23 protein-coding genes are annotated in these 23,465 nt (G+C 38.4%); 15 read left to right on the plus strand and 8 right to left on the minus strand.

What is annotated here, in order from left to right:
• The first annotated feature begins 19 nt into the window (after window positions 1-19).
• From QM877_RS02145 to lysS, 5 genes are all read left to right on the plus strand, one after another.
• Window positions 20-820 (plus strand): glycoside hydrolase family 25 protein, encoded by an 801-nt coding sequence (locus QM877_RS02145; RefSeq protein WP_414317428.1) that lies wholly within the window; start codon window positions 20-22, stop codon window positions 818-820.
• Window positions 821-932: 112 nt separating this feature from the next.
• Window positions 933-1,775 (plus strand): DUF368 domain-containing protein, encoded by an 843-nt coding sequence (locus tag QM877_RS02150; protein WP_248034219.1) that lies wholly within the window; start codon window positions 933-935, stop codon window positions 1,773-1,775.
• Window positions 1,775-2,257, plus strand: coding sequence for an aminoacyl-tRNA deacylase (locus tag QM877_RS02155; RefSeq protein WP_414317429.1), 483 nt, complete (start codon window positions 1,775-1,777; stop codon window positions 2,255-2,257). Before QM877_RS02150 ends, QM877_RS02155 begins: the two co-directional genes overlap by 1 nt.
• A complete protein-coding gene (locus tag QM877_RS02160; RefSeq protein ID WP_414317430.1) occupies window positions 2,257-2,877 on the plus strand; it encodes a histidine phosphatase family protein in 621 nt (206 codons plus the stop codon). Before QM877_RS02155 ends, QM877_RS02160 begins: the two co-directional genes overlap by 1 nt.
• A 140-nt stretch (window positions 2,878-3,017) precedes the next feature.
• Window positions 3,018-4,508, plus strand: a complete 1,491-nt coding sequence (lysS, locus tag QM877_RS02165) for a lysine--tRNA ligase (protein ID WP_414317431.1) — start codon at window positions 3,018-3,020, stop codon at window positions 4,506-4,508.
• A gap of 90 nt (window positions 4,509-4,598) precedes the next feature.
• Here lysS and QM877_RS02170 read toward each other — a convergent pair whose 3' ends face one another.
• The 3 genes from QM877_RS02170 to QM877_RS02180 all read right to left on the minus strand — a co-directional run bounded on the left by QM877_RS02170 (window position 4,599) and on the right by QM877_RS02180 (window position 8,287).
• A complete protein-coding gene (locus tag QM877_RS02170; protein WP_414317432.1) occupies window positions 4,599-6,269 on the minus strand; it encodes a formate--tetrahydrofolate ligase in 1,671 nt (556 codons plus the stop codon).
• Between the two features lie 175 nt (window positions 6,270-6,444).
• A complete protein-coding gene (locus QM877_RS02175; RefSeq protein WP_414317433.1) occupies window positions 6,445-7,920 on the minus strand; it encodes a hypothetical protein in 1,476 nt (491 codons plus the stop codon).
• Window positions 7,901-8,287, minus strand: coding sequence for a hypothetical protein (locus QM877_RS02180; RefSeq protein ID WP_414317434.1), 387 nt, complete (start codon window positions 8,285-8,287; stop codon window positions 7,901-7,903). Before QM877_RS02180 ends, QM877_RS02175 begins: the two co-directional genes overlap by 20 nt.
• On the opposite strand from QM877_RS02180, the gene QM877_RS02185 reads away from it, so the two are divergent.
• The 4 genes from QM877_RS02185 to QM877_RS02200 all read left to right on the plus strand — a co-directional run bounded on the left by QM877_RS02185 (window position 8,259) and on the right by QM877_RS02200 (window position 11,040).
• Window positions 8,259-8,519, plus strand: a complete 261-nt coding sequence (locus tag QM877_RS02185) for a hypothetical protein (protein ID WP_414317435.1) — start codon at window positions 8,259-8,261, stop codon at window positions 8,517-8,519. The genes QM877_RS02180 and QM877_RS02185 overlap by 29 nt on opposite strands.
• Before the next feature lie 721 nt (window positions 8,520-9,240).
• Complete coding sequence (locus tag QM877_RS02190; RefSeq protein ID WP_414317436.1) at window positions 9,241-9,930, plus strand: phosphopantothenate--cysteine ligase; 690 nt, start codon at window positions 9,241-9,243, stop codon at window positions 9,928-9,930.
• Between the two features lie 11 nt (window positions 9,931-9,941).
• Window positions 9,942-10,493 (plus strand): phosphopantothenoylcysteine decarboxylase, encoded by a 552-nt coding sequence (gene coaC, locus QM877_RS02195; RefSeq protein WP_414317437.1) that lies wholly within the window; start codon window positions 9,942-9,944, stop codon window positions 10,491-10,493.
• Window positions 10,477-11,040: an ECF transporter S component gene (locus tag QM877_RS02200; RefSeq protein WP_075231311.1), complete on the plus strand. Its 564-nt coding sequence runs from the start codon at window positions 10,477-10,479 to the stop codon at window positions 11,038-11,040. Before coaC ends, QM877_RS02200 begins: the two co-directional genes overlap by 17 nt.
• 200 nt (window positions 11,041-11,240) lie before the next feature.
• Here the strand turns inward: QM877_RS02200 and udk are convergent, their stop codons facing one another.
• From udk to QM877_RS02215, 3 genes are all read right to left on the minus strand, one after another.
• Window positions 11,241-11,879 carry a uridine kinase gene (udk, locus tag QM877_RS02205; protein WP_007555045.1) on the minus strand — a complete coding sequence of 213 codons (639 nt, stop codon included), beginning with the start codon at window positions 11,877-11,879 and terminating at the stop codon, window positions 11,241-11,243.
• A gap of 124 nt (window positions 11,880-12,003) precedes the next feature.
• Window positions 12,004-13,737, minus strand: coding sequence for a phosphoenolpyruvate--protein phosphotransferase (ptsP, locus tag QM877_RS02210; protein ID WP_025171271.1), 1,734 nt, complete (start codon window positions 13,735-13,737; stop codon window positions 12,004-12,006).
• Between the two features lie 4 nt (window positions 13,738-13,741).
• Window positions 13,742-14,005 carry a phosphocarrier protein HPr gene (locus QM877_RS02215; RefSeq protein WP_000146952.1) on the minus strand — a complete coding sequence of 88 codons (264 nt, stop codon included), beginning with the start codon at window positions 14,003-14,005 and terminating at the stop codon, window positions 13,742-13,744.
• Between the two features lie 362 nt (window positions 14,006-14,367).
• On the opposite strand from QM877_RS02215, the gene nrdH reads away from it, so the two are divergent.
• The 6 genes from nrdH to QM877_RS02245 all read left to right on the plus strand — a co-directional run bounded on the left by nrdH (window position 14,368) and on the right by QM877_RS02245 (window position 21,879).
• Entirely contained in the window at window positions 14,368-14,586 is a 219-nt protein-coding gene (nrdH, locus tag QM877_RS02220) for a glutaredoxin-like protein NrdH (RefSeq protein ID WP_000259242.1), read from the plus strand.
• A gap of 68 nt (window positions 14,587-14,654) precedes the next feature.
• A complete protein-coding gene (nrdE, locus tag QM877_RS02225; RefSeq protein ID WP_373115184.1) occupies window positions 14,655-16,814 on the plus strand; it encodes a class 1b ribonucleoside-diphosphate reductase subunit alpha in 2,160 nt (719 codons plus the stop codon).
• A 173-nt stretch (window positions 16,815-16,987) separates the two neighbouring features.
• Window positions 16,988-17,950 (plus strand): class 1b ribonucleoside-diphosphate reductase subunit beta, encoded by a 963-nt coding sequence (gene nrdF, locus QM877_RS02230; protein WP_049526102.1) that lies wholly within the window; start codon window positions 16,988-16,990, stop codon window positions 17,948-17,950.
• A 128-nt stretch (window positions 17,951-18,078) separates the two neighbouring features.
• Window positions 18,079-18,846 (plus strand): DeoR/GlpR family DNA-binding transcription regulator, encoded by a 768-nt coding sequence (locus QM877_RS02235; protein WP_414317438.1) that lies wholly within the window; start codon window positions 18,079-18,081, stop codon window positions 18,844-18,846.
• 272 nt (window positions 18,847-19,118) lie between these two features.
• Window positions 19,119-21,458 carry a Xaa-Pro dipeptidyl-peptidase gene (locus tag QM877_RS02240; protein WP_414317439.1) on the plus strand — a complete coding sequence of 780 codons (2,340 nt, stop codon included), beginning with the start codon at window positions 19,119-19,121 and terminating at the stop codon, window positions 21,456-21,458.
• On the plus strand, window positions 21,409-21,879 hold the full coding sequence (locus QM877_RS02245) for an arginine repressor (RefSeq protein WP_001030117.1): 471 nt from the start codon (window positions 21,409-21,411) through the stop codon (window positions 21,877-21,879). Before QM877_RS02240 ends, QM877_RS02245 begins: the two co-directional genes overlap by 50 nt.
• Window positions 21,880-21,914: 35 nt before the next feature.
• Here the strand turns inward: QM877_RS02245 and QM877_RS02250 are convergent, their stop codons facing one another.
• A complete protein-coding gene (locus tag QM877_RS02250; protein ID WP_049502767.1) occupies window positions 21,915-22,079 on the minus strand; it encodes a hypothetical protein in 165 nt (54 codons plus the stop codon).
• A gap of 9 nt (window positions 22,080-22,088) precedes the next feature.
• On the minus strand, window positions 22,089-23,399 hold the full coding sequence (gene obgE / locus QM877_RS02255; protein WP_315639204.1) for a GTPase ObgE: 1,311 nt from the start codon (window positions 23,397-23,399) through the stop codon (window positions 22,089-22,091).
• Between the last annotated feature and the right edge of the window lie 66 nt (window positions 23,400-23,465).

The following is a 23,465-nucleotide window of genomic DNA, read 5'->3' on the forward strand; positions in this document are numbered from 1 at the left end:
TACGATACACTATAAAAGTATGAGAAAGAAAATAAATCCCGTTTTTATTTTTACTGTATTAGCTACTCTCGTGGGTATTTTAATCATCAATAGACCCAAGTTCGAAGACCATCCAGTCAAAACAAAGCAAAATCCAGTTCAAGTAGAAACTCAAGCTTTACATAATATCAACAAGCCGATTATTGATGTTTCTGGCTGGCAAAGACCATCAGAGATCAATTATGACACCTTAACTCAAAATATTTCAGGTGCAATCGTTCGAGTCCATAGTGGAGCTCAAGCTTCTGTTGAAAACGATGCTTCATTTAAAAATGGGGTTGATAAGGCTTATAAAGAACATATCACAGAATTTCAAAAACGGAATATTCCAGTCGCTGTTTATGCCTATGTAGCTGGTAAAAATGTCGAAGAAATGGAAAAAGCTGCCGAAGTTTTCTATAATGCTGCTTCTCCCTATAATCCTAGCTACTATTGGTTGGATGTTGAAGACAAGACTATGTCTGACATGAACAAGGGTGTTGAGGCCTTTCGTGCTAAATTAGCTTCATTGGGAGCTAAAAATATTGGCATCTATGTTGGTGTTTACTTTATGGAGGAGCACAGTATCGGTACTGAAAATTTCTCAGCAATCTGGATACCGTCCTATGGAACCAACTCGGGTTACTACGAGAGTGCTCCAAAAACAGATCTTAACTATGATCTTCACCAATACACCTCTCATGGAAGCCTTGGAGGCTTTGAAAATCATCTGGATTTGAACCTTATTTCTTCATCAAAGAACAAGGAAGAAACCTTTAGAAAATTATTTTTAAATCCTTAATCACTATCACCATAAGCAAGTCAGACATTGCTTTCTGCTTGCTTTTCTTTATTTTTCAATATTAAACCACTGTTTTATCTTTATAATATACACTGAATCTCGGAGGAACTCTATGTTATCATGGCTATCAAAAATTATTAAGGGAATTGTAATTGCCCTAGGTTTCATTCTACCAGGGATTTCTGGTGGCGTTCTTGCTGCTATCTTGGGAATTTATGAGAGAATGATTCGATTTCTTGCCCATCCTTTTAAGAATTTAAAAGAAGATGTGCTCTTTTTCCTTCCTGTCGGCATTGGAATGCTTCTAGGTATCGGACTTTTCTCCTATCCAATCGAGTATCTTTTAGAGAATTATCAAGTGTACGTATTGTGGAGTTTTGCTGGAGCTATCATTGGTACCATCCCAAGTCTTGTCAAAGAATCAACTCGTGACTCTGATAGAGATAAGGTTGACCACATATGGTTTTGGGCAACCTTCATCATCTCAGGTATCGCCCTCTACGCCTTGAATTTTGTAGTTGGTTCTCTATCTGCAAGCTTCCTAAACTTTACACTGGCTGGTTGTTTATTGGCGCTTGGTATTTTGGTCCCAGGGCTTAGTCCTTCCAATCTTCTCTTGATTCTTGGCCTTTATGGGCCTATGTTAACAGGGTTTAAGACTTTTGATTTATTTGGCACCTTCCTTCCAATAGGAATTGGAGCTGCTGCTACTCTTATAATTTTTTCAAAATTTATGGACTACGCTCTCCGAGTCTATCAATCTCGTGTCTACCACTTTATCATCGGAATTGTTCTTTCAAGCACAATCTTAATCCTCATTCCAAATGCTGGTAATGCTGAAAGCATCAGCTACAGTGGATTATCTCTTGTGTCTTATGTCATCATTGCCTTTTTCTTCGCTCTAGGTATTTGGTTAGGTATTTGGATGAGTCAATTGGAGGATAAATACAAATAATGGCTAAAAAAGTAAAAGTCAAGAAAACCTTGGTCCAACAAATTTTAACCAAGGCAGGAATAAACCACACTGGTATTCAAATTAATGCCCTGGAAGGTGAGATGCCTCAAGGTTATGAAAAGGGTCAGATTTTTAAGACTCTAGCACTTCTGGGAGATAAGACTGGACCAATTATTGGAATCGTACCTATCACTGAACATCTTTCTGAAAAGAAACTGGCTAAGATTTCTGGTAATAAGAAAGTCAGCATGATTCCACAAAAAGACCTAGAAAAAACAACAGGTTATATCCATGGTGCCAATAATCCAGTTGGAATCCGTCAAAAACATCACTATCCTATCTTTATCGACCAAACTGCTCTTCAACTGAATGAAATGATTGTTTCCGCAGGGGAGGTTGGGCATAGTATCATTATCAATCCTCAAGATCTAGCATCCTTTGTTAAAGCTGAATTTGCAGATATCTTGGAGGCAAGTAACTAATGAAATTCTATTTTATTCGTCACGGTAAAACACTTTGGAATCTTGAGGGACGTTTTCAAGGAGCAAGCGGGGACTCTCCACTCCTTGAGAAATCCATTGAGACCTTAAAACAATTGGGCCAGTATCTCCAGGAAATTCCATTTGATGTGATTTATTCTAGTGATCTTCCTCGTGCCGTAACTTCTGCTCAGATTATCCAAAGTCAACTGAAAGTTAGCTGTCCCTTACGAGAAACATCCCTTCTAAGAGAATGGCAACTTGGAAAACTTGAAGGTGCAAAATTTGCGACCTTGGAAGCCATCTATCCCGAGCAATTAAAAGCTTTTCGTACCAATTTAGCGAAATTTGATTCGACTATGTTTGGTGCTGAGTCTGTTTATCAAACAACACAACGAACTATCAATTTTGTTAAATCACTTCAAGATCAAGATTTTGAACATGTTTTAATTGTCGGTCACGGAGCCAATCTCACAGCCAGTATTCGAACTCTTCTAGGCTATGATACTCCACTACTTAGAAAAGATGGCGGTTTAGCAAATGCTAGTGTGACTATTGTCGAAACAGAAGACTTTAAAAACTTCAACCTTTTGGAATGGAACGACACTTCTTATCAAAATTAGAACTGAACTTAACAATCACTGTTAAGTTCTTTTTAGATTTTGTAGAATATCCGTGAATTTATTTGACTTTTATGATAAAATGGGAGTATCGCAAAAAAGACTCATCGTATCAAGAATTGAGTAAAAACTAGGAGGAAACCATGTCAACAGAACATATGGAAGAACTAAATGACCAGCAGATCGTTCGCCGTGAAAAAATGGCTGCGCTCCGCGAACAAGGAATCGATCCATTCGGTAAACGCTTTGAACGCACTGCTAACTCACAAGAATTAAAAGATAAATATGCTGACCTTGACAAAGAACAACTACACGATTTAAACGAGACTGCTACTATAGCTGGACGTTTGGTAACAAAGCGTGGTAAAGGTAAAGTTGGATTTGCCCACCTTCAAGACCGCGAAGGTCAAATCCAAATCTACGTTCGTAAAGACGCCGTCGGTGAAGAAAACTACGAAATCTTCAAAAAGGCTGACTTAGGAGACTTCCTTGGTGTCGAAGGTGAAGTTATGCGTACAGATATGGGAGAACTCTCTATCAAGGCTACACATATCACTCACTTGTCCAAAGCCCTTCGTCCGCTTCCAGAGAAATTCCACGGTTTAACAGACGTTGAAACTATTTACCGTAAACGTTACCTTGATTTGATTTCAAACCGCGAAAGCTTCGAACGTTTTGTTACTCGTTCAAAAATCATCTCTGAAATCCGTCGTTACCTTGATCAAAAAGGTTTCCTAGAAGTTGAAACACCTGTTCTTCACAACGAAGCTGGGGGTGCTGCTGCCCGTCCATTTATCACTCACCACAATGCCCAAAACATTGACATGGTGCTTCGTATCGCGACTGAGCTTCACTTGAAACGACTTATCGTTGGTGGTATGGAGCGTGTTTATGAGATTGGCCGTATCTTCCGTAACGAGGGAATGGATGCTACACACAACCCTGAGTTTACTTCTATCGAAGTTTACCAAGCTTATGCTGACTTCCAAGACATCATGGACTTGACCGAAGGTATAATTCAACACGCTTCTAAAGCTGTTAAAGGAGACGGTCCAGTCATCTATCAAGGCACTGAAATCAAGATCAACGAACCATTCAAACGTGTTCACATGGTTGATGCTATCAAGGAAATTACAGGTGTTGATTTCTGGCAAGACATGACTTTCGAAGAAGCCAAAGCCATCGCTGCTGAGAAGAAAGTTCCAGTTGAAAAACACTATACTGAAGTTGGACACATTATCAATGCCTTCTTTGAAGAGTACGTTGAAGAAACATTGATTCAACCAACATTTGTCTATGGACACCCAGTAGCTGTATCACCACTTGCTAAGAAAAATCCAGAAGATGAGCGTTTTACAGACCGTTTCGAGCTCTTCATTATGACTAAAGAATACGGAAATGCCTTTACTGAGCTCAACGATCCAATCGATCAGCTTAGCCGATTTGAAGCCCAAGCAAAAGCTAAAGAACTTGGTGACGACGAAGCGACTGGCATTGACTACGACTACATCGAAGCCCTTGAATACGGTATGCCGCCAACAGGTGGTTTGGGAATCGGTATTGACCGTCTCTGCATGCTCCTCACAGATACTACAACTATCCGTGATGTCTTGCTCTTCCCAACTATGAAATAAAATACAAATCTCCTAATTACTTTCTAGGAGATTTTTTAGTAATCTCAAAAAAGACAAACTCAATTTTGAGCTTGTCTTTAAATTTTCTTATTAGAATAATCCAAGAACTGTACCATCACTTTCAACATCCATGTTGAGGGCTGCTGGACGTTTTGGAAGACCCGGCATGGTCATAACATCACCAGTTAAGGCAACGATGAAGCCTGCACCTAATTTTGGGACCAATTCACGAATGGTAATTTCAAAGTTTTCAGGTGCTCCAAGTGCATTTGGATTATCTGAAAAACTGTATTGAGTTTTAGCCATACAGATTGGCAATTTGTCCCAACCATTTTGTACGATTTGTGCGATTTGAGTTTGAGCTTTCTTCTCGAAGTTTACTTTGCTTCCACGATAGATTTCAGTGACAATCTTTTCAATCTTTTCTTGTACTGAAAGGTCATTGTCATACAAACGTTTGTAGTTAGCTGGGTTTTCGTCAATCGTTTTGACGAGAGTTTCAGCCAAAGCCACTCCTCCTTCAGCTCCATCAGCCCATACGCTAGCTAACTCAACTGGAACATCGATTGAAGCACAAAGTTCTTTCAAGGCTGCGATTTCTGCTTCTGTATCAGATACAAATTCGTTAATTGCAACAACTGCTGAAATACCGAACTTACGGATATTCTCAACGTGACGTTTCAAGTTTGCAAATCCTGCACGAACAGCTTCTACATTCTCTTCTGTCAATGCATCCTTAGCAACCCCGCCATTCATCTTAAGAGCACGAAGTGTTGCAACAATCACTACTGCATCTGGTGAAGTTGGCAAGTTTGGAGTTTTGATATCCAGGAATTTCTCAGCACCAAGGTCTGCACCAAAACCTGCTTCTGTCACTGTGTAATCTGCCAAGTGAAGGGCTGTAGTTGTAGCCAAGACAGAGTTACATCCGTGTGCGATATTGGCAAATGGGCCACCATGTACAAAGGCAGGTGTTCCATAGATGGTTTGAACCAAGTTCGGTTTGATAGCATCTTTCAAAATCAATGCCAAGGCACCTTCAACCTGTAAATCACCAACTGAAACAGGTGTACGGTCATAACGGTAGCCGATAACGATATTGGCCAAACGACGTTTTAAATCTTCAATATCAGTTGCCAAGCAAAGGATAGCCATGATTTCTGATGCGACAGTGATATCAAAACCATCTTCACGTGGAATACCATTAAGCGGACCACCAAGTCCAACAGTTACGTGACGAAGAGCACGATCATTCAAGTCCACTACGCGTTTCCAGAGAATACGACGTTGGTCGATTCCTAGCTCATTCCCTTGGTGCAAATGATTGTCAATCAAGGCAGAAAGAGCATTGTTTGCTGTTGTAATAGCGTGCATATCTCCAGTAAAGTGAAGGTTGATGTCTTCCATTGGTAAAACTTGGGCATAACCACCACCAGCTGCACCACCTTTAATCCCCATGACTGGTCCAAGAGAAGGTTCGCGGATAGCAATCATGGTTTTCTTACCAATCTTATTCAAAGCATCAGCAAGTCCGATAGTGATGGTTGATTTTCCTTCACCAGCAGGTGTTGGATTGATAGCAGTAACTAGAATCAATTTACCGACTGGATTACTTTCCACTTCACGAATCTTATCAAAACTAAGCTTAGCCTTGTATTTTCCATACAACTCCAAATCATCGTAAGAAATACCCAGTTTCTCTACAACATCAACAATAGGCTTCAACTCAATACTCTGTGCGATTTCAATATCTGTTTTCATTCAAAACTCCTCTAACCTCTTATATGATAATTCATTATAACACAAAACAAGATTTTTAACATCCTTAAACTCTCTAAACGTTCGTAAATATCACAACACTTCAGACTTTCTTTGCTTCTTTTTAAATTTTTATATGCCTTTATAGGTTTTAACTATAGATAGATTAAGATTTCGACTAATTCAAAAAGTAGCTATCAATTTCTGATAAATCATGTAGAATTTGACTATTAGAAACTCCTATTTGCTCAGCTAATTCAATTGAATACTCAAAACGAAGACGTATATTGATAGTTAAATCAAAAGAGTAATCCTGTAATCGTCCTAGTTTATGATATTTATCTATAATATCATTAAAAATAATCTTGTATTTATCATCTAAGTTTTTGATATGGTTATCTAAGTTTTCCCTGTAATTTTGAATTAATTCCTGTTCCCTATCACTTAAAATCCCTTTGCCTATTTCCCAAATTATTGAAGTAGCAATTGAACCTACTAGTGCTCCTAAGACAGGGACAGGAATAAGTGTTTGACCAACACATGAACCAATTGTCGCTAATGTTGTATCCAATGTATTGATAGTTATAAAATTTATAAATTCATCCTCAGTAATCTCATTTGTTCTAAGTTTAGTAATAATATCTACCATGCCGTAACTTGCTGTTACAAACGCACTTGCATTAGGAGCACTCATTTTAAAAACATTAGTGAGACCATAAATCGCGTAACCTGATATACAACCCTTTACCGCACCTTCCACCGTTTCTAATCCACAGTCTAACCAATCTGATTGTTCAAATTCAAAAATTGTTTTTCCTTCTTTGTATTTTCCATACACATAGAACATCAAAGCTAAACCACCCTGTAAAACAGCTGCGTTTCTTGCAATCTTATTGGCTTCTTTTATTCTTGGCAATGAATTTTTTTGTGCTACTAACCGTTTTCTATTTAACTCTTGTTGTTTTAGTCTGACAGTTTTACAAATATTCTTCTCTTCGGAATCTAAAATGGATTTTATTGAATTTCTTTGAGCATCATCATAATTTAGAACAGATGATTTCATCCAAGATTTATATGAAGTAAGTCCCTTGCTTTCGGTAATATCATTGATCATTTGTCGTATATCAGTAATTTGTTTAATAGACAATTGTTTACCATTAAATTCAACTTCTTTGGCGCCAGCCATAATTTTTTCGTATACTAACACGTGATCTTTTGGAAACATCATTTTCATTTTTTTACTGTAATGAAACGATTGAGCTAGTTCATCACGTAAATTATTATAAAACTTCATTTGAATGGTATTTCTACCAATTAATAAATCGGCTGGTCCATTATCATTCAATACTTTTACAATAGGATTTAATCCTTCAAAAGCTCTTCTCGCATTCACAATTCCTGCTTCTGCAAATTCAGCAATAAAACCGTGACCGCCGTATTCACCTCCACGATTCTTTAGAATAACGTCTTCAATTTTATCTCTAGCATAGTTTAAAATTTTAGAGGCATTGTCCTTGTTTAAAATGACATGTCGAGCTTCATCATCAATCATTTTCATAGCAATTTGTAAGTCTTGAATTCTCAAGTTGTTTAAACAATTGACATATGCACCTATCCCTTGATAAAATGCTCTATTAACAGCCTGATTCATCATTTATTTTAATTTCCTTATTAATCATAGAAGTAAGTGAGAGGATTGAATTTACTAAACTACCTGCTTGATACTTTTCATCATCTGTAAATAAGTTATAATCTTTTCCAATTAAAGAAAGATTAGCTAAGTAGACCCCCTCAGTTTGCTTTTCAATTAAATTAATTAATTCACTAATTTCTATTATTGATTTATCAGTTTGTCTAATTAATAACTCAATTTTCTTTTGTTCATCAAGCGCTTCTTTAGCTACTTCTTCATTTTTTTTATTAGCAAAAACACCTGCTCCGACAGACGCTGTTAACATTAAGCCAGCAATTCCCCAACCAACAGGTCCTGCCATGGCTAGAAAGGCATTGCCAGCAGCCATACCTCCTCCGCCTGCTGCTAGACTTCCTCCACCTAACCAAGCTAATGCTGCACTATTTGCTGCTGCACCTGTCAAGCTAGAAATTGCTGTTCCTGTTGATGCGACACCAAAAGTAGTTGCAACTCCCATAGCTGCAGTAGGACCTAAAGTTGCGACTGTCACACCTAAAGCACTTAAAGAAGCTGTAGCTGCCGTACTACCGCTGGCTAATTCTGCTTCTTTGATTGCCTGAGTAATAGCTAACTGTTTATCTTCGAAATTCTGTATTTCAACAATTATTTCGTCTAATTTTGTTTCAAATTCTTTCGGTTTATTTGCTAATTTACTAATTCTTTCTTCAATGATTTTGACAACTTTGATCGCCTTGTCTCTACTTTTATAAAGCTCAGTCGATTTATTCGTTAGATTTGTGGCTTTTTCATTATATGTTTGAATAAATTCATGATAGTTCTCAACGGCTTCGGACCTTAGTTTACCATTAAAAAGATCTATTGAATCAATTTGTGATTTTGCTTCCGTTGCAACTTTACCAGCTTGATTAAGCGTGCCAGATGCAACCTCTGTTACTTGTTGAACAGTATCATTCGCTACTGTAGCAGCTTGACCTGAAACATCTGAAACAACATTTCCTATCTTATTTGATACATCTCCTATTACTTTTACAGAATCTGATAATAAATCTCCTGTAACTTTCCCAGCGCTATCTAAAGCTTTTCCAGCTTCATTAAGTACGCTACTAGTTGTCTTACTAGCATCATCAATTACTTACTAGCTTCTTTAACCATATTATCTGCAAACTTAAAAAAGTCCATAACGGCTTCCCCTTTTCATATATAACTAAAATAATTATCTTATATCTTAAATTAATTGTCAATAATAATATAGTTATAAAGTTTAGTTATATTTTATCGCTTTCATTTTACTTACTGTTCATTTTTTTGTACAATAGTTCTATGAAAATTTTAGTTACATCTGGTGGTACAAGCGAAGCCATTGATCGAGTTCGCTCCATTACCAACCACTCTACTGGTAGACTTGGTAAAGTTATAACTGAGACTTTACTAAAAGCTGGTCACCAAATTTGTCTGATTACTACGCCACAAGCACTAAAACCAGAGCTAGACCAGAATTTAACCATTATTGAAATTAAAAACACTTCCGATTTACTCCAAGAGATGAAACGGATTGTACCTGATTATCAAGTCTTAATTCATTCCATGGCTGTTTCTGACTACAGCCCAGTTTACATGACTGGTCTTGACCAAGTTCAAGCAAGCCAAGATTTAAATGAATTTTTACATAAGAAAAATATGGAAACAAAAATCTCCTCTAAGGATGAGGTGCAAGTCCTATTTCTCAAGAAAAACCCAAAGATCATCTCTCTTGTTAAAGAATGGAATCCAAGTATCCATCTCATTGGCTTTAAACTGCTTGTCGATGTTACTAAGGAGCATCTGATTCAAATCGCTAGAGAAAGCCTTGAAAAGAATCAAGCTGACTTGATTGTCGCTAATGACCTCACTCAGATTAATGCTGATCAACACCTGGCTTATCTAGTAGAGGAAAAAGATTATCAGATTGCTGCCAGCAAACAAGAAATTGCTGACTTTTTAGTGGAAAAAATTCAAGGATTTGATCGTTAGAAAGGAAAATTATGGCTCGTATTACACTCGCTGTGACAGGCTCTATCGCCTCTTACAAGGCTGCTGATTTGGTAAGTGGCTTGAAGAAACAAGGGCATTCTGTTACTGTACTCATGACCCAGGCTGCGACTGCCTTTATTCAACCTTTAACCCTTCAAGTCTTATCTCAAAATACCGTACATCTCGATCTTATGCAGGAACCTTATCCTGATAAAGTCAATCATATCGAGCTTGGCAAAAAAACAGACTTGTTTATCCTTGCCCCTGCGACCGCTAATACGATTGCGAAAGTCGCGCACGGTTTTGCCGACAATATGGTTACTGCTACTGCTCTTGCCTTGCCACACTATATTCCAAAACTAGTAGCACCTGCTATGAATACCAAAATGTATGACCATCCAGCAACTCAAACAAACCTAAAAACTTTAGAAACTTATGGTTATACAATTATTGCTCCAAAAGAGTCCCTACTGGCCTGTGGCGATGTAGGACGTGGTGCTCTTGCTGATCTTGATACTATTTTACAACAGATAAAGGAAAAACTTCATGAACAAACGCTCTAATATTGCTCCAATTGCTATCTTTTTTGCCAGCATGATCGTCATTCATCTGCTGAGCTCTATTGTCTTTAATGTCTTGCCCTTTCCAATTAAACCGACCATAGTCCATATCCCAGTCATCATTGCTAGTATCATCTACGGACCACGGATTGGGGCTATCTTAGGTTTCTTGATGGGAATGATTAGCTTGACAGTCAATACAATCACGATTCTCCCAACTAGCTACCTCTTCTCTCCTTTTGTACCAAATGGGAATCTAGCTTCACTTGCTATTGCTATTATTCCTCGTATCTTAATCGGTTTGACACCATACTTTGTCTATAAACTCCTCAAAAACAAGGTAGGGCTTATCTTTGCGGGAGCTCTCGGTTCACTTACTAATACTGTATTTGTACTAGGCGGTATCTTCTTCCTTTTTGGAAATGTTTTTGATGGAAATATCCAGAAACTATTAGCTACTGTTATCTCAACAAACTCTATCGCAGAACTGATTATCTCAGCAATACTCACCTTAGTTATTGTTCCGAGACTTGAAAAAATCAAAAAATAAGAGGTCGGGAAAATCCCGACCTCGACTTTTATTTGCACCGAAACTATGCTCTAGCATCTAGTTGATCTTAAAGACTCAAAAAATCCTTTGAAACAATATTTTTCTCTATCTAAAAGCATGATTGTAAAGATTCACGGATATAAGAAAAAGGTTCAATCTTGATAAAATCATTACTTTCCCACAGCCTTTTTATCTGCTTATTATTGGGCAAGACGTGCTTCTTCTAAAATCTTTTCAATCTTTGTTGTTAGCAAATCAATAGCTACTGTATTGGTCACTCCTTCTGGAATAACGATATCTGCATAACGCTTTGTTGGTTCAATAAATTGATGATACATGGGTTTCACCACACCAAGATATTGATCAATAACACTATCTAGACTACGACCACGCTCTTCCATATCACGCTTAATACGGCGAATAATACGAACATCATCATCTGTATCTACGAAAATCTTGATATCCATCAAATCACGAAGTCGTTTGTCCTCCAAAACCAAGATTCCTTCTACGATAAAAACATCTTGAGGTTCTTGACGATAAGTTTTAGAACTTCTGGTGTGGGCAGCATAATCATAGGTAGGAATGTCTACAGGACGACCTGCCAACAATTCTTTGATTTGCTCAATCATCAAATCAGTATCAAAAGCAAAAGGATGGTCATAGTTGGTCTTAATACGCTCTTCAAAGGTTAGATGAGATTGATCTTTATAGTAGGAATCATGCTCAATCATAGAGATTTTTTCATTTGGAAAATGCGACAAGATTGCTTTAGATACGCTTGTCTTTCCTCCTCCAGATCCACCTGTTACTCCGATAATGATTGGTCTATTTTGCATTGTAGCCTCCTTGTTTTTTCCCTTGTCTATTTTACCATATTTTTGATAAATTTTACAGATGGAGTTTTCTACAAAATAGAAGAAAAAATCCTCATAGCCAGAAGCTACAAGGATTTGTAGTTGATTAATCGAAGTTAACGTATTCTTTAGAAAGTTCAAGAACTTCTTCCATTGTTGAACATTCAGTAAGAGCACGGTTAGCGTATTCTTGCATTTTAGCAGTGTCGAGTTTCTTCATCAAGCTACGTGTACGAAGTACAGATGTTGCTGACATAGAGAACTCATCCAAGCCCATTCCGACAAGAAGTGGAACAGCTGTTTGGTCACCAGCCATTTCACCACACATACCAGCCCATTTACCTTCAGCGTGAGCTGCTTTGATAACGTTGTTGATCAAACGAAGGATTGATGGGTTGTATGGTTGATAAAGGTATGAAACTTGTTCGTTCATACGGTCTGCCGCCATTGTGTATTGGATCAAGTCGTTTGTACCAATTGAGAAGAAGTCAACTTCTTTTGCAAATTGGTCTGCAAGCATAGCTGCTGCAGGAATTTCGATCATGATACCAACTTGGATGTCATCCGCAACTGCAACACCTTCAGCAAGAAGGTTAGCTTTTTCTTCATCGAAGACTGCTTTAGCTGCACGGAATTCTTTCAAAAGCGCAACCATCGGGAACATGATACGCAATTGACCGTGTACAGAAGCACGAAGAAGAGCACGGATTTGAGTGCGGAACATTGCATCTCCTGTTTCAGAGATAGAGATACGAAGAGCACGGAATCCAAGGAATGGGTTCATTTCATGTGGCATATCGAAGTAAGGAAGTTCCTTGTCACCACCGATATCCATTGTACGGACAACAACTGGTTTACCGTTCATTCCTTCAAGAACAGCCTTGTATGCTTCGTACTGCTCGTCTTCAGTTGGGAAGTCTTGAGAATCCATGTACAAGAACTCTGTACGGTAAAGACCGACAGCTTCTGCACCGTTGTCATTAACACCTTCAACGTCTTTTGGAGTACCAATGTTTGCTGCCAATTCGAAGTGTTTACCATCAGCAGTAACAGTTTGAGCATCCTTCAAAAGTGCCCATTCAGCTTTTTGTTGAGCGTAAGCTTCACCAGCTGCTTTAAATTCAGCCGCTTGTTCTTCAGTCGGGTTGATAATCACTTCACCTGTAATACCATTAACGGCAAGTAGGTCACCATCTTTAACGATTTCAGTGATATTGTTTGTACCCAAAACTGCAGCGATTTCAAGTGTACGAGCCATGATAGCTGAGTGACTTGTACGACCACCAATGTTTGTTACAAAAGCTTTTACAAAGTTTTTGTCCAATTGAGCTGTATCAGATGGAGTCAAGTCGTGAGCAATCACGATCACTTCTTCATTGATAGAAGCTGGGTTTGGCAATTTTTTACCAAGGAGGTTAGCCAATACACGTTTCGTTACGTCGCGGATATCCGCTGCACGTTCTTGCATGTATGGGTTGTCTTCCATGCCTTCAAAGATTGTGATAAACATGTCCGTAACTTCTTTCAGACCTGCTTCTGCATTGACTTTTTTAGCACGGATAGTTTCTTTGATTTGACCGATCAATTCCGGGTCAGCAAGAACCATCAAGTGGGCGTCAAATACTTGTGCCGCTTCTTCACCAAGCGTACCTACAGCCTTCTCGCGGATAAGAGAAAGCTCGTTTTGAGAAGCTTCAAGAGCAACATCCAAACGAGCCTCTTCTGCATTTGTATCTTCGACTGTAACAGTCTCGAATGATAAATCCGGTTGAACGAGTAGATATGCTTTTGCAACTGCAACACCGTCAGATGCTGCGATTCCTTTAAGCATTTCTGTCATTTCCTTATGCCAATCCTTCTTTTTCCATTGTTTCTGAGATTGCAGCGATAGCGTCATCAGCGTCTGCACCTTCAGCAGTGATTGTAACGTCAGCACCTTGACCAACACCAAGGCTCATTACACCCATGATAGATTTAAGGTTAACTGATTTACCTTTGTACTCAAGAGTGATATCTGAAGCAAATTTGCTAGCTGTTTGTACCAACAATGTTGCTGGACGTGCGTGAATACCTGTTTCTGCCACTACGTGGAAATCTTTAGAAGCCATAGTTTGACTCTCCTTTAATAGTTTTCTTGTTGAGTTACATATCTGATAACCCTTACAATTTAGTATTATATCACCTTCATTGATATTTTTCAAGTATTTTATGGACTTTCTTCAATTTCCTTTCAGATAACTTGCTGAAAATCTTCTATTAAATTTAGCAAAACACAGTATGTAGTTTTTGTAGAATCTTTCCTCGTGTATTCAATGCTTTTTTTGAACTTTTTTTAAAAGTTTATACTATATATTGTGTTTATAGGTAAAATTGCTAAAACAATTACACAAGATTTAGATTTAGAAAGTTGACAAAGTTTTTTTTTCTGATATACTAAGAAAGTAATAATTTTTAAAGAGGAGTTACAGAAATGGTAACCGTATATTCTAAAAACAACTGTGTCCAATGTAAAATGACGAAACGTTTTTTAGACAGTAATAATGTTGAATATAAAGAAATCAATCTTGATGAACAACCTGAATACATTGATCAAGTAAAAGAGCTTGGCTTTAGTGCTGCTCCTATTATTCAGACACCGACAGAAGTTTTCTCTGGTTTCCAACCAGGTAAACTTAAACAACTTGCTTAAAAATCAGGACAAAAGCTTCTATGTCTACCTTAGAAGCCTTTCTTTTGTAATTAGATAAAGGATTTTTTATGGGATTAAAACAACTTGAAGATGTGACTTACTTCCGTCTTAATAATGAAATTAACCGTCCTGTTAATGGACAAATCATGCTTCACAAGGACAAGGAAGCTTTAGAAGCCTTCTTTAAAGAAAATGTTGTACCAAATACAATGGTTTTTAACTCAATTACGGATAAAATCAACTTCCTCATTGAGCATAACTACATTGAAACAGCATTTATCAAGAAATACCGTCCAGAATTTTTGGAAGAACTGCATCAATTTATCAAGGATCAGAACTTCCAATTTAAGTCTTTCATGGCTGCCTATAAATTCTATAATCAGTATGCTCTGAAAACTAATGACGGAGAGTACTATCTTGAAAGCATGGAAGACCGTGTCTTCTTTAATGCCCTTTACTTCGCGGATGGTGATGAAGCGATTGCTATTGATATTGCTAATGAAATCATTCACCAACGTTATCAACCTGCTACACCTTCATTCTTGAATGCAGGTCGTGCACGTCGTGGTGAATTGGTATCATGTTTCTTGATCCAGGTTACAGATGATATGAACTCTATCGGACGTTCTATCAACTCAGCTCTTCAACTTTCACGTATTGGTGGTGGTGTAGGGATTTCACTCAGCAACCTTCGTGAAGCTGGAGCACCAATCAAGGGCTACGAAGGTGCTGCTTCTGGTGTCGTACCAGTTATGAAGCTTTTCGAAGACAGCTTCTCTTACTCAAACCAATTGGGTCAACGTCAAGGTGCTGGGGTTGTTTACCTCAATGTCTTCCACCCAGATATCATCGCCTTCCTTTCAACTAAGAAAGAAAATGCCGATGAAAAAGTTCGTGTCAAGACTCTCTCACTTGGTGTTGTGGTACCAGATAAATTCTACGAATTGGCTCGTAAAAATGAAGAAATGTATCTCTTCAGTCCTTATTCTGTAGAGCTTGAATACGGTGTGCCATTCAACTACATCGACATCACAGAAAAATACGATGAACTAGTTGCAAATCCAAATATCCGTAAGACAAAAATCAAGGCGCGTGATTTGGAAACTGAGATTTCTAAATTGCAACAAGAATCTGGCTATCCTTATGTAGTCAACATCGATACTGCTAACCGTGCAAATCCAGTCGATGGTAAGATTATCATGAGTAACTTGTGTTCAGAGATTCTTCAAGTCCAAGAACCAAGTCTTATCAACGATGCTCAAGAATTCCTTAAAATGGGGACTGATGTCTCATGTAACCTTGGTTCAACAAACGTGGTCAACATGATGACTTCACCTGACTTTGGTCGCTCTATCCGTGCAATGGTACGTGCTTTGACTTTTGTTACAGATAGTTCACACATCGTAGCTGTTCCTACAATCGACCACGGAAACAGCCAAGCTCATACATTTGGACTTGGAGCTATGGGACTTCATAGCTATCTTGCTCAACAATTAATCGAATATGGATCACCTGAGTCTGTTGAATTTACAAGTATCTACTTCATGCTCATGAACTACTGGACCTTGGTTGAGTCAAACAATATCGCTCGTGAACGTGGTGTTACCTTCCACAACTTTGACAAATCAGACTATGCTAACGGAAGCTATTTTGATAAGTATTTAACTGGCGAATTCCTTCCGAAATCAGACCGTGTTAAAGAGCTCTTCAAAGATATCTTTATTCCTACTGCTGCTGACTGGGCTGAACTTCGTGATAAAGTTAAAGCAGATGGACTTTACCACCAAAACCGCCTTGCTGTAGCGCCGAATGGTTCTATCAGCTATATCAACGATGTATCTGCTTCTATCCACCCGATCACGCAACGTATCGAAGAACGCCAAGAGAAGAAAATCGGTAAGATTTACTATCCTGCTGCTGGTTTGTCAACAGAAACAATCCCTTACTACACTTCTGCTTATGACATGGATATGCGTAAGGTCATTGATGTTTATGCTGCTGCGACTGAGCACGTGGACCAAGGACTTTCACTCACACTCTTCATGCGTAGTGATATTCCAACAGGCCTTTACGAATGGAAGAAAGAAAACAAACAAACGACACGTGACTTGTCTATCCTTCGTAACTATGCCTTCAACAAAGGTATCAAGTCTATCTACTACGTCCGTACCTTTACCGATGATGGTGGAGAAGTCGGCGCTAACCAATGTGAGAGCTGTGTAATTTAATTCAACTCTCAAAGAAATTACATTTACTTAATCCATTAAACGTATTTTGCTGATAAAATCATGTAAGAATTTAAAAGTCGGGCTTCCGACTTTTTGTTCGATTATAGCATAGAATTATGATAAAATAAGAATGATTACGTTATCGCATTACTACACACAGAAAGAGATTTCAAATGAAAACTTACTACAAAGCCATTAACTGGAATGCCATCGAAGATGTCATTGACAAATCAACCTGGGAAAAACTGACCGAGCAGTTCTGGCTCGATACGCGTATCCCCTTGTCAAATGACCTAGATGACTGGAGAAAGCTTTCTAACAAGGAAAAAGACCTTGTTGGTAAAGTTTTTGGAGGTTTGACCCTTCTTGATACCATGCAATCAGAAACTGGTGTTCAAGCCCTTCGTGCTGATATTCGTACGCCTCACGAGGAAGCTGTTTTTAACAATATCCAATTTATGGAATCTGTTCATGCTAAGTCTTACTCTTCTATCTTTTCTACCTTGAATACCAAGTCTGAAATTGAAGAAATTTTCGAATGGACCAACACCAATCCATATCTTCAGAAAAAAGCTGAAATTATCAATGAAATCTACCTAAACGGAACTCCTCTTGAAAAGAAAGTAGCGAGTGTTTTCCTTGAAACCTTCCTTTTCTACTCTGGTTTCTTCACACCACTCTACTATCTTGGAAACAACAAGTTGGCCAACGTAGCTGAGATCATCAAGTTGATTATTCGTGACGAGTCTGTACACGGAACCTACATCGGCTACAAGTTCCAGCTTGGTTTCAATGAATTGCCAGAAGATGAGCAAGAAAAACTCAAAGAATGGATGTACGACCTTCTCTATACTCTTTATGAGAATGAAGAAGGCTACACAGAGAGCCTCTATGACGAAGTCGGATGGACCGAAGAGGTTAAAACCTTCCTTCGCTACAATGCAAATAAGGCTCTTATGAATTTGGGGCAAGACCCTCTCTTCCCTGATTCAGCTGACGATGTCAATCCGATCGTTATGAACGGGATTTCAACTGGTACATCAAACCACGACTTCTTCTCTCAAGTTGGTAATGGCTATCTACTTGGTGAAGTTGAAGCTATGCAGGATGATGACTATAACTATGGACTAAATTAATATCTAACCTAAAAAAACATCTAAGTTTAATTACAAACTAGATGTTTTTTTTTGTTTATTTTTGTTTTCTTTAAGTTGCTTAGCTGTTTAAAATATGATAAAATAATATTAGATTTGGGGGTGGTTCAATGCTGAAACAAGAAAAATTAGATACTATTTTAGAAATTGTTAATACAAAAGGAACTATCACTGTTAAAGAGATTATGAATCGCCTTGATATTTCCGATATGACAGCTAGACGATATTTACAAGAGTTAGCAGATAAGGATTTGCTGATTCGAGTTCATGGCGGTGCTGAAAAACTTCGAACAGGTTCCTTATTAAATAATGAGCGTTCTAACGTTGAAAAACAAGGACTACAAACAGCAGAAAAACAAGAAATTGCTCGCTTTGCAGGTCACTTAGTTGAAGAAAGAGAAACTATTTTTATTGGTCCAGGTACCACATTAGAATTCTTTGCGCGTGAACTTCCTATCGATAACATTCGAGTTGTTACCAATAGTTTGCCTGTATTTCTCATTCTAAATGAGCGTAAGCTAACTGATCTCATTCTAATCGGTGGTAATTATCGTTCAATTACAGGAGCTTTTGTCGGTACTCTCACTCTTCAAGATATCGCTAGTTTGCAATTTTCAAAAGCCTTCGTTAGTTGTAATGGTATCAAGGATCATGCTATCGCTACTTTTAGTGAAGACGAAGGTGAAGCACAGAAATTAGCACTAGAAAACGCCAATAAAAAATATCTCCTAGCTGACCATAGCAAATTTGATAAATTTGATTTCTTCACATTTTACAATATCTCAGATATCGACACCATTATAACGGATTCAAAATTAAGTGACCAAACACTCCAATCACTGTCTAAACAAACTAAAATTATCAAGTCAAAACCTTAAACTCTACAACTAGTCACAGAATTTAGTAGCTACTACTAATTCCATGGCTAGTTTTTTATTTTATATTAAGCGTGCAATCTAAAATATTTCAATTATTTTTCAAATCTATGATTTCTGTATTTTTAATTTAATAGATTCCTCGAATCTATCTTTTTATATTCCATTTCACGAAGTCATCCTTTTTAGTTTATTCTAACAGTTACTTGTATTTTCTATCATTTTCCCTACTTTTTTGATAAAATAAATTTAATGATTCTTCAAAGGAGGCATCTATGCGTTTTAATCAATTCAGTTACTATCCTGTAAACCAGCAACAAGCTTTACAGGAACTATCCAACCTTGGATTCAAGCTTGACCAATCAAATTCTGCGAAAGAACTGTTTGAAGCTTTTGTTAGAACTTGTTTTTTCAATTACAAAAATACGGATTATCCCTTCTCAACTTTAGCGGTTGATAATGAAACTGATCTGCTCACTTTCTTCAATTCTGATCGTGAATTAACTGCAGAAATTTTCTATACTGTTGCCTTTCAGTTGCTTGGTTTCAGTTACTTGACAGACTTTGAAAATGGTCTTGTTTTTCACAAAGAAACGGCATTCCCTATTGTATACGGAGATTTGATTGACAATCTCTATCAACTCCTTAACACGCGCACTAAAAAGGGAAATACCTTGATCGATCAATTGGTTAGCGATGGTCTTATCCCTGAGAACAATGATTACCACTACTTCAATGGTAAGAGCTTGGCAACCTTCTCTGCAAACAATGCTATTCGGGAAGTTGTTTATGTGGAAAGTCGTATTGATTCTGATAATGATGGACTGCCAGATCTTATCAAGGTAAACATTATTCGTCCATCTTACCACGGCAAAATTCCATCTGTTATGACGGCAAGTCCTTACCATCAAGGAACCAATGATAAAGCAAGCGATAAAGCTCTTTACAAAATGGAAGCTGAGCTAGAAGTCAAGGAACCGCATGAAATTTCTCTAGAAAAACCAACATTAGACTTGGTTGAACCTGTTGGAGAAGCTGAACTTGTTTCAGAAACTGAAGAAAAACTGACTCATATCAATAGTAGCTACACACTTAACGACTACTTCCTTCCAAGAGGATTTGCAAATATCTACGTATCTGGTCTTGGTACAAAGGATTCTCAAGGTCAGATGACTAATGGTGACTACCGACAAGTTGAAGCCTATAAAAATGTCATTGATTGGCTCAATGGTCGTTGTCGTGCCTTCACAGACCACAGTCGTAAACGTCAGGTCAAGGCTGACTGGTCAAATGGAAAAGTTGCAACTACTGGTCTTTCTTATCTAGGAACAATGTCTAATGGTCTTGCTACTACAGGAGTTGATGGTTTAGAGGTCATCATTGCTGAAGCCGGTATTTCTTCTTGGTACAACTATTACCGAGAGAATGGTCTAGTAACAAGCCCTGGTGGCTATCCAGGGGAGGACTTCGATTCATTAGATGAATTAACTTATTCTCGTAATCTCTTAGCTGGTGACTATATTCGTGGAAACGAGGCTCATAAAGATTCTATAGAAAAACTGAAGAAAAATCTAGACCGTAAAACTGGGGATTATAACCAATTCTGGCATGACAGAAACTACCTACTTAATGCCCACAAGGTCAAAGCTGAGGTGGTTTTTACCCACGGTTCGCAAGACTGGAATGTAAAACCACTTCATGTCTATCAAATGTTCAATGCTCTTCCGAGCAGTATTAAGAAACATCTCTTTTACCATAACGGCGCCCATGTCTATATGAACAATTGGCAGTCTATTGATTTCCGTGAATCCATGAATGCTCTTTTGACGCAGAAATTATTGGACCAAGAAACTGACTACCAACTTCCAAGAGTCGTTTGGCAAGACAATACTGCTCCTCAAACCTGGATGACTCTTGAAGATTTTGGAAATCAAAGTGACCATAAAACTTTCTCTTTAGGTACTGAAGAAGCTGTCATTGAAAATCATTACCAAGAATCAGACTTTGAACGTTTTGGAAAAACCTATCAAACCTTTAATAATGAACTCTATCAAGGGAAAGTCAATCAGGTTACCATTGATCTGCCAGTGACGGAAGACCTTCATCTTAATGGGCGTGTTAAACTGAACCTTCGTCTCAAATCAAGCACCAATAAAGGCTTACTATCTGCCCAACTTCTCGAACTTGGTCAAAAGAAATACCTACAACCGTATCCAGGAGTCTTGTCTGCTCGTACGATTGATAATGGTCGTTACCATATGCTGGAAAACATTTGCGAGCTACCATTTAGCCCAAATGCTCAACGTGTTATCACCAAAGGCTATCTCAATCTTCAAAATCGTCATGATTTATTGAAAATTGAAGAAATTAAGCCAGATGAATGGTTGGAATTCCAATTTGAACTCCAACCAACTATTTACAAACTAAAAGAAGGCGATACAGTACGTCTCGTTCTTTATACTACAGACTTTGAGATTACTGTACGTGACAATACAGACTATCACTTGACTGTCGATCTTGCACAGTCCAATCTTGAAATACCTTTTCAAAGGGAGGTAACTGTAGATGAACAAAGCCGAGCAAAGACACCAGCTCATCCGAGCCCTAATCACTAAACAAAAAATTCATACCCAAACTGAATTACAAGAACTACTGATTGAAAACGGAGTACAGGTCACACAAGCAACACTTTCAAGAGACATCAACCTGATGAATCTTTCTAAGATTCGTGAAGGTGAACACTCCTATTATTCAATCAACACTGGCTCTACATCCAAGTGGGAAAAACGGCTAGAAGTCTATATGGAGGAAGCCCTCTACATGATGCAACCCGTCCAACACCAAGTTGTTATCAAAACCTATCCAGGTTTGGCACAATCCTTCGGATCTATCTTGGACGCACTAAACTTTCCTGAAATAGTCGCTACTATCTGTGGAAATGATGTCTGTTTGGTTATCTGCGAGGATAAGGAACAAGCTCAATCTTGTTTTGAACGCCTCAAACAATTTGCACCACCTCTATTTTTTGATCGGTAGCAAAAACCCGTGATGGCTATCATCACGGGTTAATTTTATGATTTGTTATTTTCAGCTTGCTTTTTAGTTCTTGCTAGTCTCAAAGCTCTATTTGGATTGAGGCGATTAAACAGTTCTTCTAACTTCTTCTCATTCCAGACATCTGCTGCAGAAACAAAATTTCCATCAGCATCACGGAAAGATATCGGTTTATCTCCCATAGCTATCTCCTAGTCCACAAATTCAAACTCAAACTTACCGATACGAACCAAATCTCCATCCTTGGCGCCACGGGCACGGAGAGCTTCATCGACTCCCATACCTCGCAACTGACGAGCAAATTTCATGACAGACTCATCACGATCAAAGTTAGTCATGTTAAAGAGTTTAATGAGTTTTTCACCTGAAAGTACCCAAGTTGCATCGTCATCACGACTAATTTCAAATGGTTTTTCTTCTTCGTCAAAGCCATAATAAACTTCTTCTTCCATTTCTGACTCGTCATAAAGAAGGAATTCTGGCGTCTTATCAAGAAGCTCTGCTGTTGCATCCAATAAAGGTGCCAAACCTTGTTTGGTCAAACCTGAAATTGGGAAGATGGCTGGAAGATCCTCAAATTCATCATAGTTAGCTGCCAATTTTTTCTTGAATTCTTCAAGATTTTCTTGGCTTTCTGGCATATCCATCTTATTAGCAACAATGATTTGGGGACGCTCCATCAGACGAAGGTTGTAAGATTCCAACTCTTTGTTAATAGCTAGATAATCTTCGTAAGGATCGCGACCTTCACTGGCTGACATATCGATGATGTGAAGGATAACGCGAGTACGCTCAATATGGCGAAGGAACTGAGTTCCCAAGCCCACGCCTTGACTAGCACCTTCAATCAATCCAGGAAGGTCTGCCACTGCAAAGGACTCACCTGATTGGGTACGGACCATACCAAGATTTGGTACAATCGTGGTAAAGTGGTAGGCACCAATTTTAGGTTTTGCAGAGGTAATTACGCTGAGCAGAGTTGATTTTCCAACTGAAGGGAATCCAACCAAACCAACATCAGCAAGAATTTTAAGTTCTAACTGTAATTCGCGCTCCTGACCAGGTTCTCCATTCTCAGAGATCTCTGGAGCAGGATTTTTGGGTGTTGCAAAACGGATATTTCCACGACCACCTCGACCACCGTGAGCAACGATAAACTCTTGGCCGTGCTCAATCAAGTCAGTGATAACTTTTCCAGTTTCTGCATCACGGACAGTTGTTCCTTGAGGTACTCGAACAATCAAGTCTTCTGCACCGCGTCCGTGCATTCCTTTGGTCATCCCTTTTTCACCCGATTGGGCTTTGAAATGACGATTGTAACGGAAGTCCATCAAGGTACGTAAACCTTCATCTACAACAAAGACAACGTTCCCTCCACGACCTCCATCACCTCCCCAAGGACCGCCATTAGGGACGTATTTTTCACGGCGAAAGGCAACCATCCCATCGCCACCATTTCCAGCCTTGACCTTGATCTTGGCTGTATCTAAAAACATACTCATATTCTTTTCTCACTCTAAAAAGGGCTGGGAAATCCCAGTCACCAACTATTACTACTTGCTAAAAAA

It is taken from the genome of Streptococcus infantis, from assembly GCF_047463655.1.
Lineage (GTDB): Bacteria > Bacillota > Bacilli > Lactobacillales > Streptococcaceae > Streptococcus > Streptococcus infantis_Z.

Coding starts and splice junctions, on each gene's coding strand:
- QM877_RS02145 (WP_414317428.1), top strand. CDS start 20: ATGAGAAAGAAAATAAATCCCGTTTTTATTTTTACTGTATTAGCTACT.
- QM877_RS02150 (WP_248034219.1), top strand. CDS start 933: ATGTTATCATGGCTATCAAAAATTATTAAGGGAATTGTAATTGCCCTA.
- QM877_RS02155 (WP_414317429.1), top strand. CDS start 1,775: ATGGCTAAAAAAGTAAAAGTCAAGAAAACCTTGGTCCAACAAATTTTA.
- QM877_RS02160 (WP_414317430.1), top strand. CDS start 2,257: ATGAAATTCTATTTTATTCGTCACGGTAAAACACTTTGGAATCTTGAG.
- lysS (WP_414317431.1), top strand. CDS start 3,018: ATGTCAACAGAACATATGGAAGAACTAAATGACCAGCAGATCGTTCGC.
- QM877_RS02170 (WP_414317432.1), bottom strand. CDS start 6,269: ATGAAAACAGATATTGAAATCGCACAGAGTATTGAGTTGAAGCCTATT.
- QM877_RS02175 (WP_414317433.1), bottom strand. CDS start 7,920: ATGATGAATCAGGCTGTTAATAGAGCATTTTATCAAGGGATAGGTGCA.
- QM877_RS02185 (WP_414317435.1), top strand. CDS start 8,259: ATGGCTAGAAAGGCATTGCCAGCAGCCATACCTCCTCCGCCTGCTGCT.
- QM877_RS02180 (WP_414317434.1), bottom strand. CDS start 8,287: ATGGCTGCTGGCAATGCCTTTCTAGCCATGGCAGGACCTGTTGGTTGG.
- QM877_RS02190 (WP_414317436.1), top strand. CDS start 9,241: ATGAAAATTTTAGTTACATCTGGTGGTACAAGCGAAGCCATTGATCGA.
- coaC (WP_414317437.1), top strand. CDS start 9,942: ATGGCTCGTATTACACTCGCTGTGACAGGCTCTATCGCCTCTTACAAG.
- QM877_RS02200 (WP_075231311.1), top strand. CDS start 10,477: ATGAACAAACGCTCTAATATTGCTCCAATTGCTATCTTTTTTGCCAGC.
- udk (WP_007555045.1), bottom strand. CDS start 11,879: ATGCAAAATAGACCAATCATTATCGGAGTAACAGGTGGATCTGGAGGA.
- ptsP (WP_025171271.1), bottom strand. CDS start 13,737: ATGACAGAAATGCTTAAAGGAATCGCAGCATCTGACGGTGTTGCAGTT.
- QM877_RS02215 (WP_000146952.1), bottom strand. CDS start 14,005: ATGGCTTCTAAAGATTTCCACGTAGTGGCAGAAACAGGTATTCACGCA.
- nrdH (WP_000259242.1), top strand. CDS start 14,368: ATGGTAACCGTATATTCTAAAAACAACTGTGTCCAATGTAAAATGACG.
- nrdE (WP_373115184.1), top strand. CDS start 14,655: ATGGGATTAAAACAACTTGAAGATGTGACTTACTTCCGTCTTAATAAT.
- nrdF (WP_049526102.1), top strand. CDS start 16,988: ATGAAAACTTACTACAAAGCCATTAACTGGAATGCCATCGAAGATGTC.
- QM877_RS02235 (WP_414317438.1), top strand. CDS start 18,079: ATGCTGAAACAAGAAAAATTAGATACTATTTTAGAAATTGTTAATACA.
- QM877_RS02240 (WP_414317439.1), top strand. CDS start 19,119: ATGCGTTTTAATCAATTCAGTTACTATCCTGTAAACCAGCAACAAGCT.
- QM877_RS02245 (WP_001030117.1), top strand. CDS start 21,409: ATGAACAAAGCCGAGCAAAGACACCAGCTCATCCGAGCCCTAATCACT.
- QM877_RS02250 (WP_049502767.1), bottom strand. CDS start 22,079: ATGGGAGATAAACCGATATCTTTCCGTGATGCTGATGGAAATTTTGTT.
- obgE (WP_315639204.1), bottom strand. CDS start 23,399: ATGAGTATGTTTTTAGATACAGCCAAGATCAAGGTCAAGGCTGGAAAT.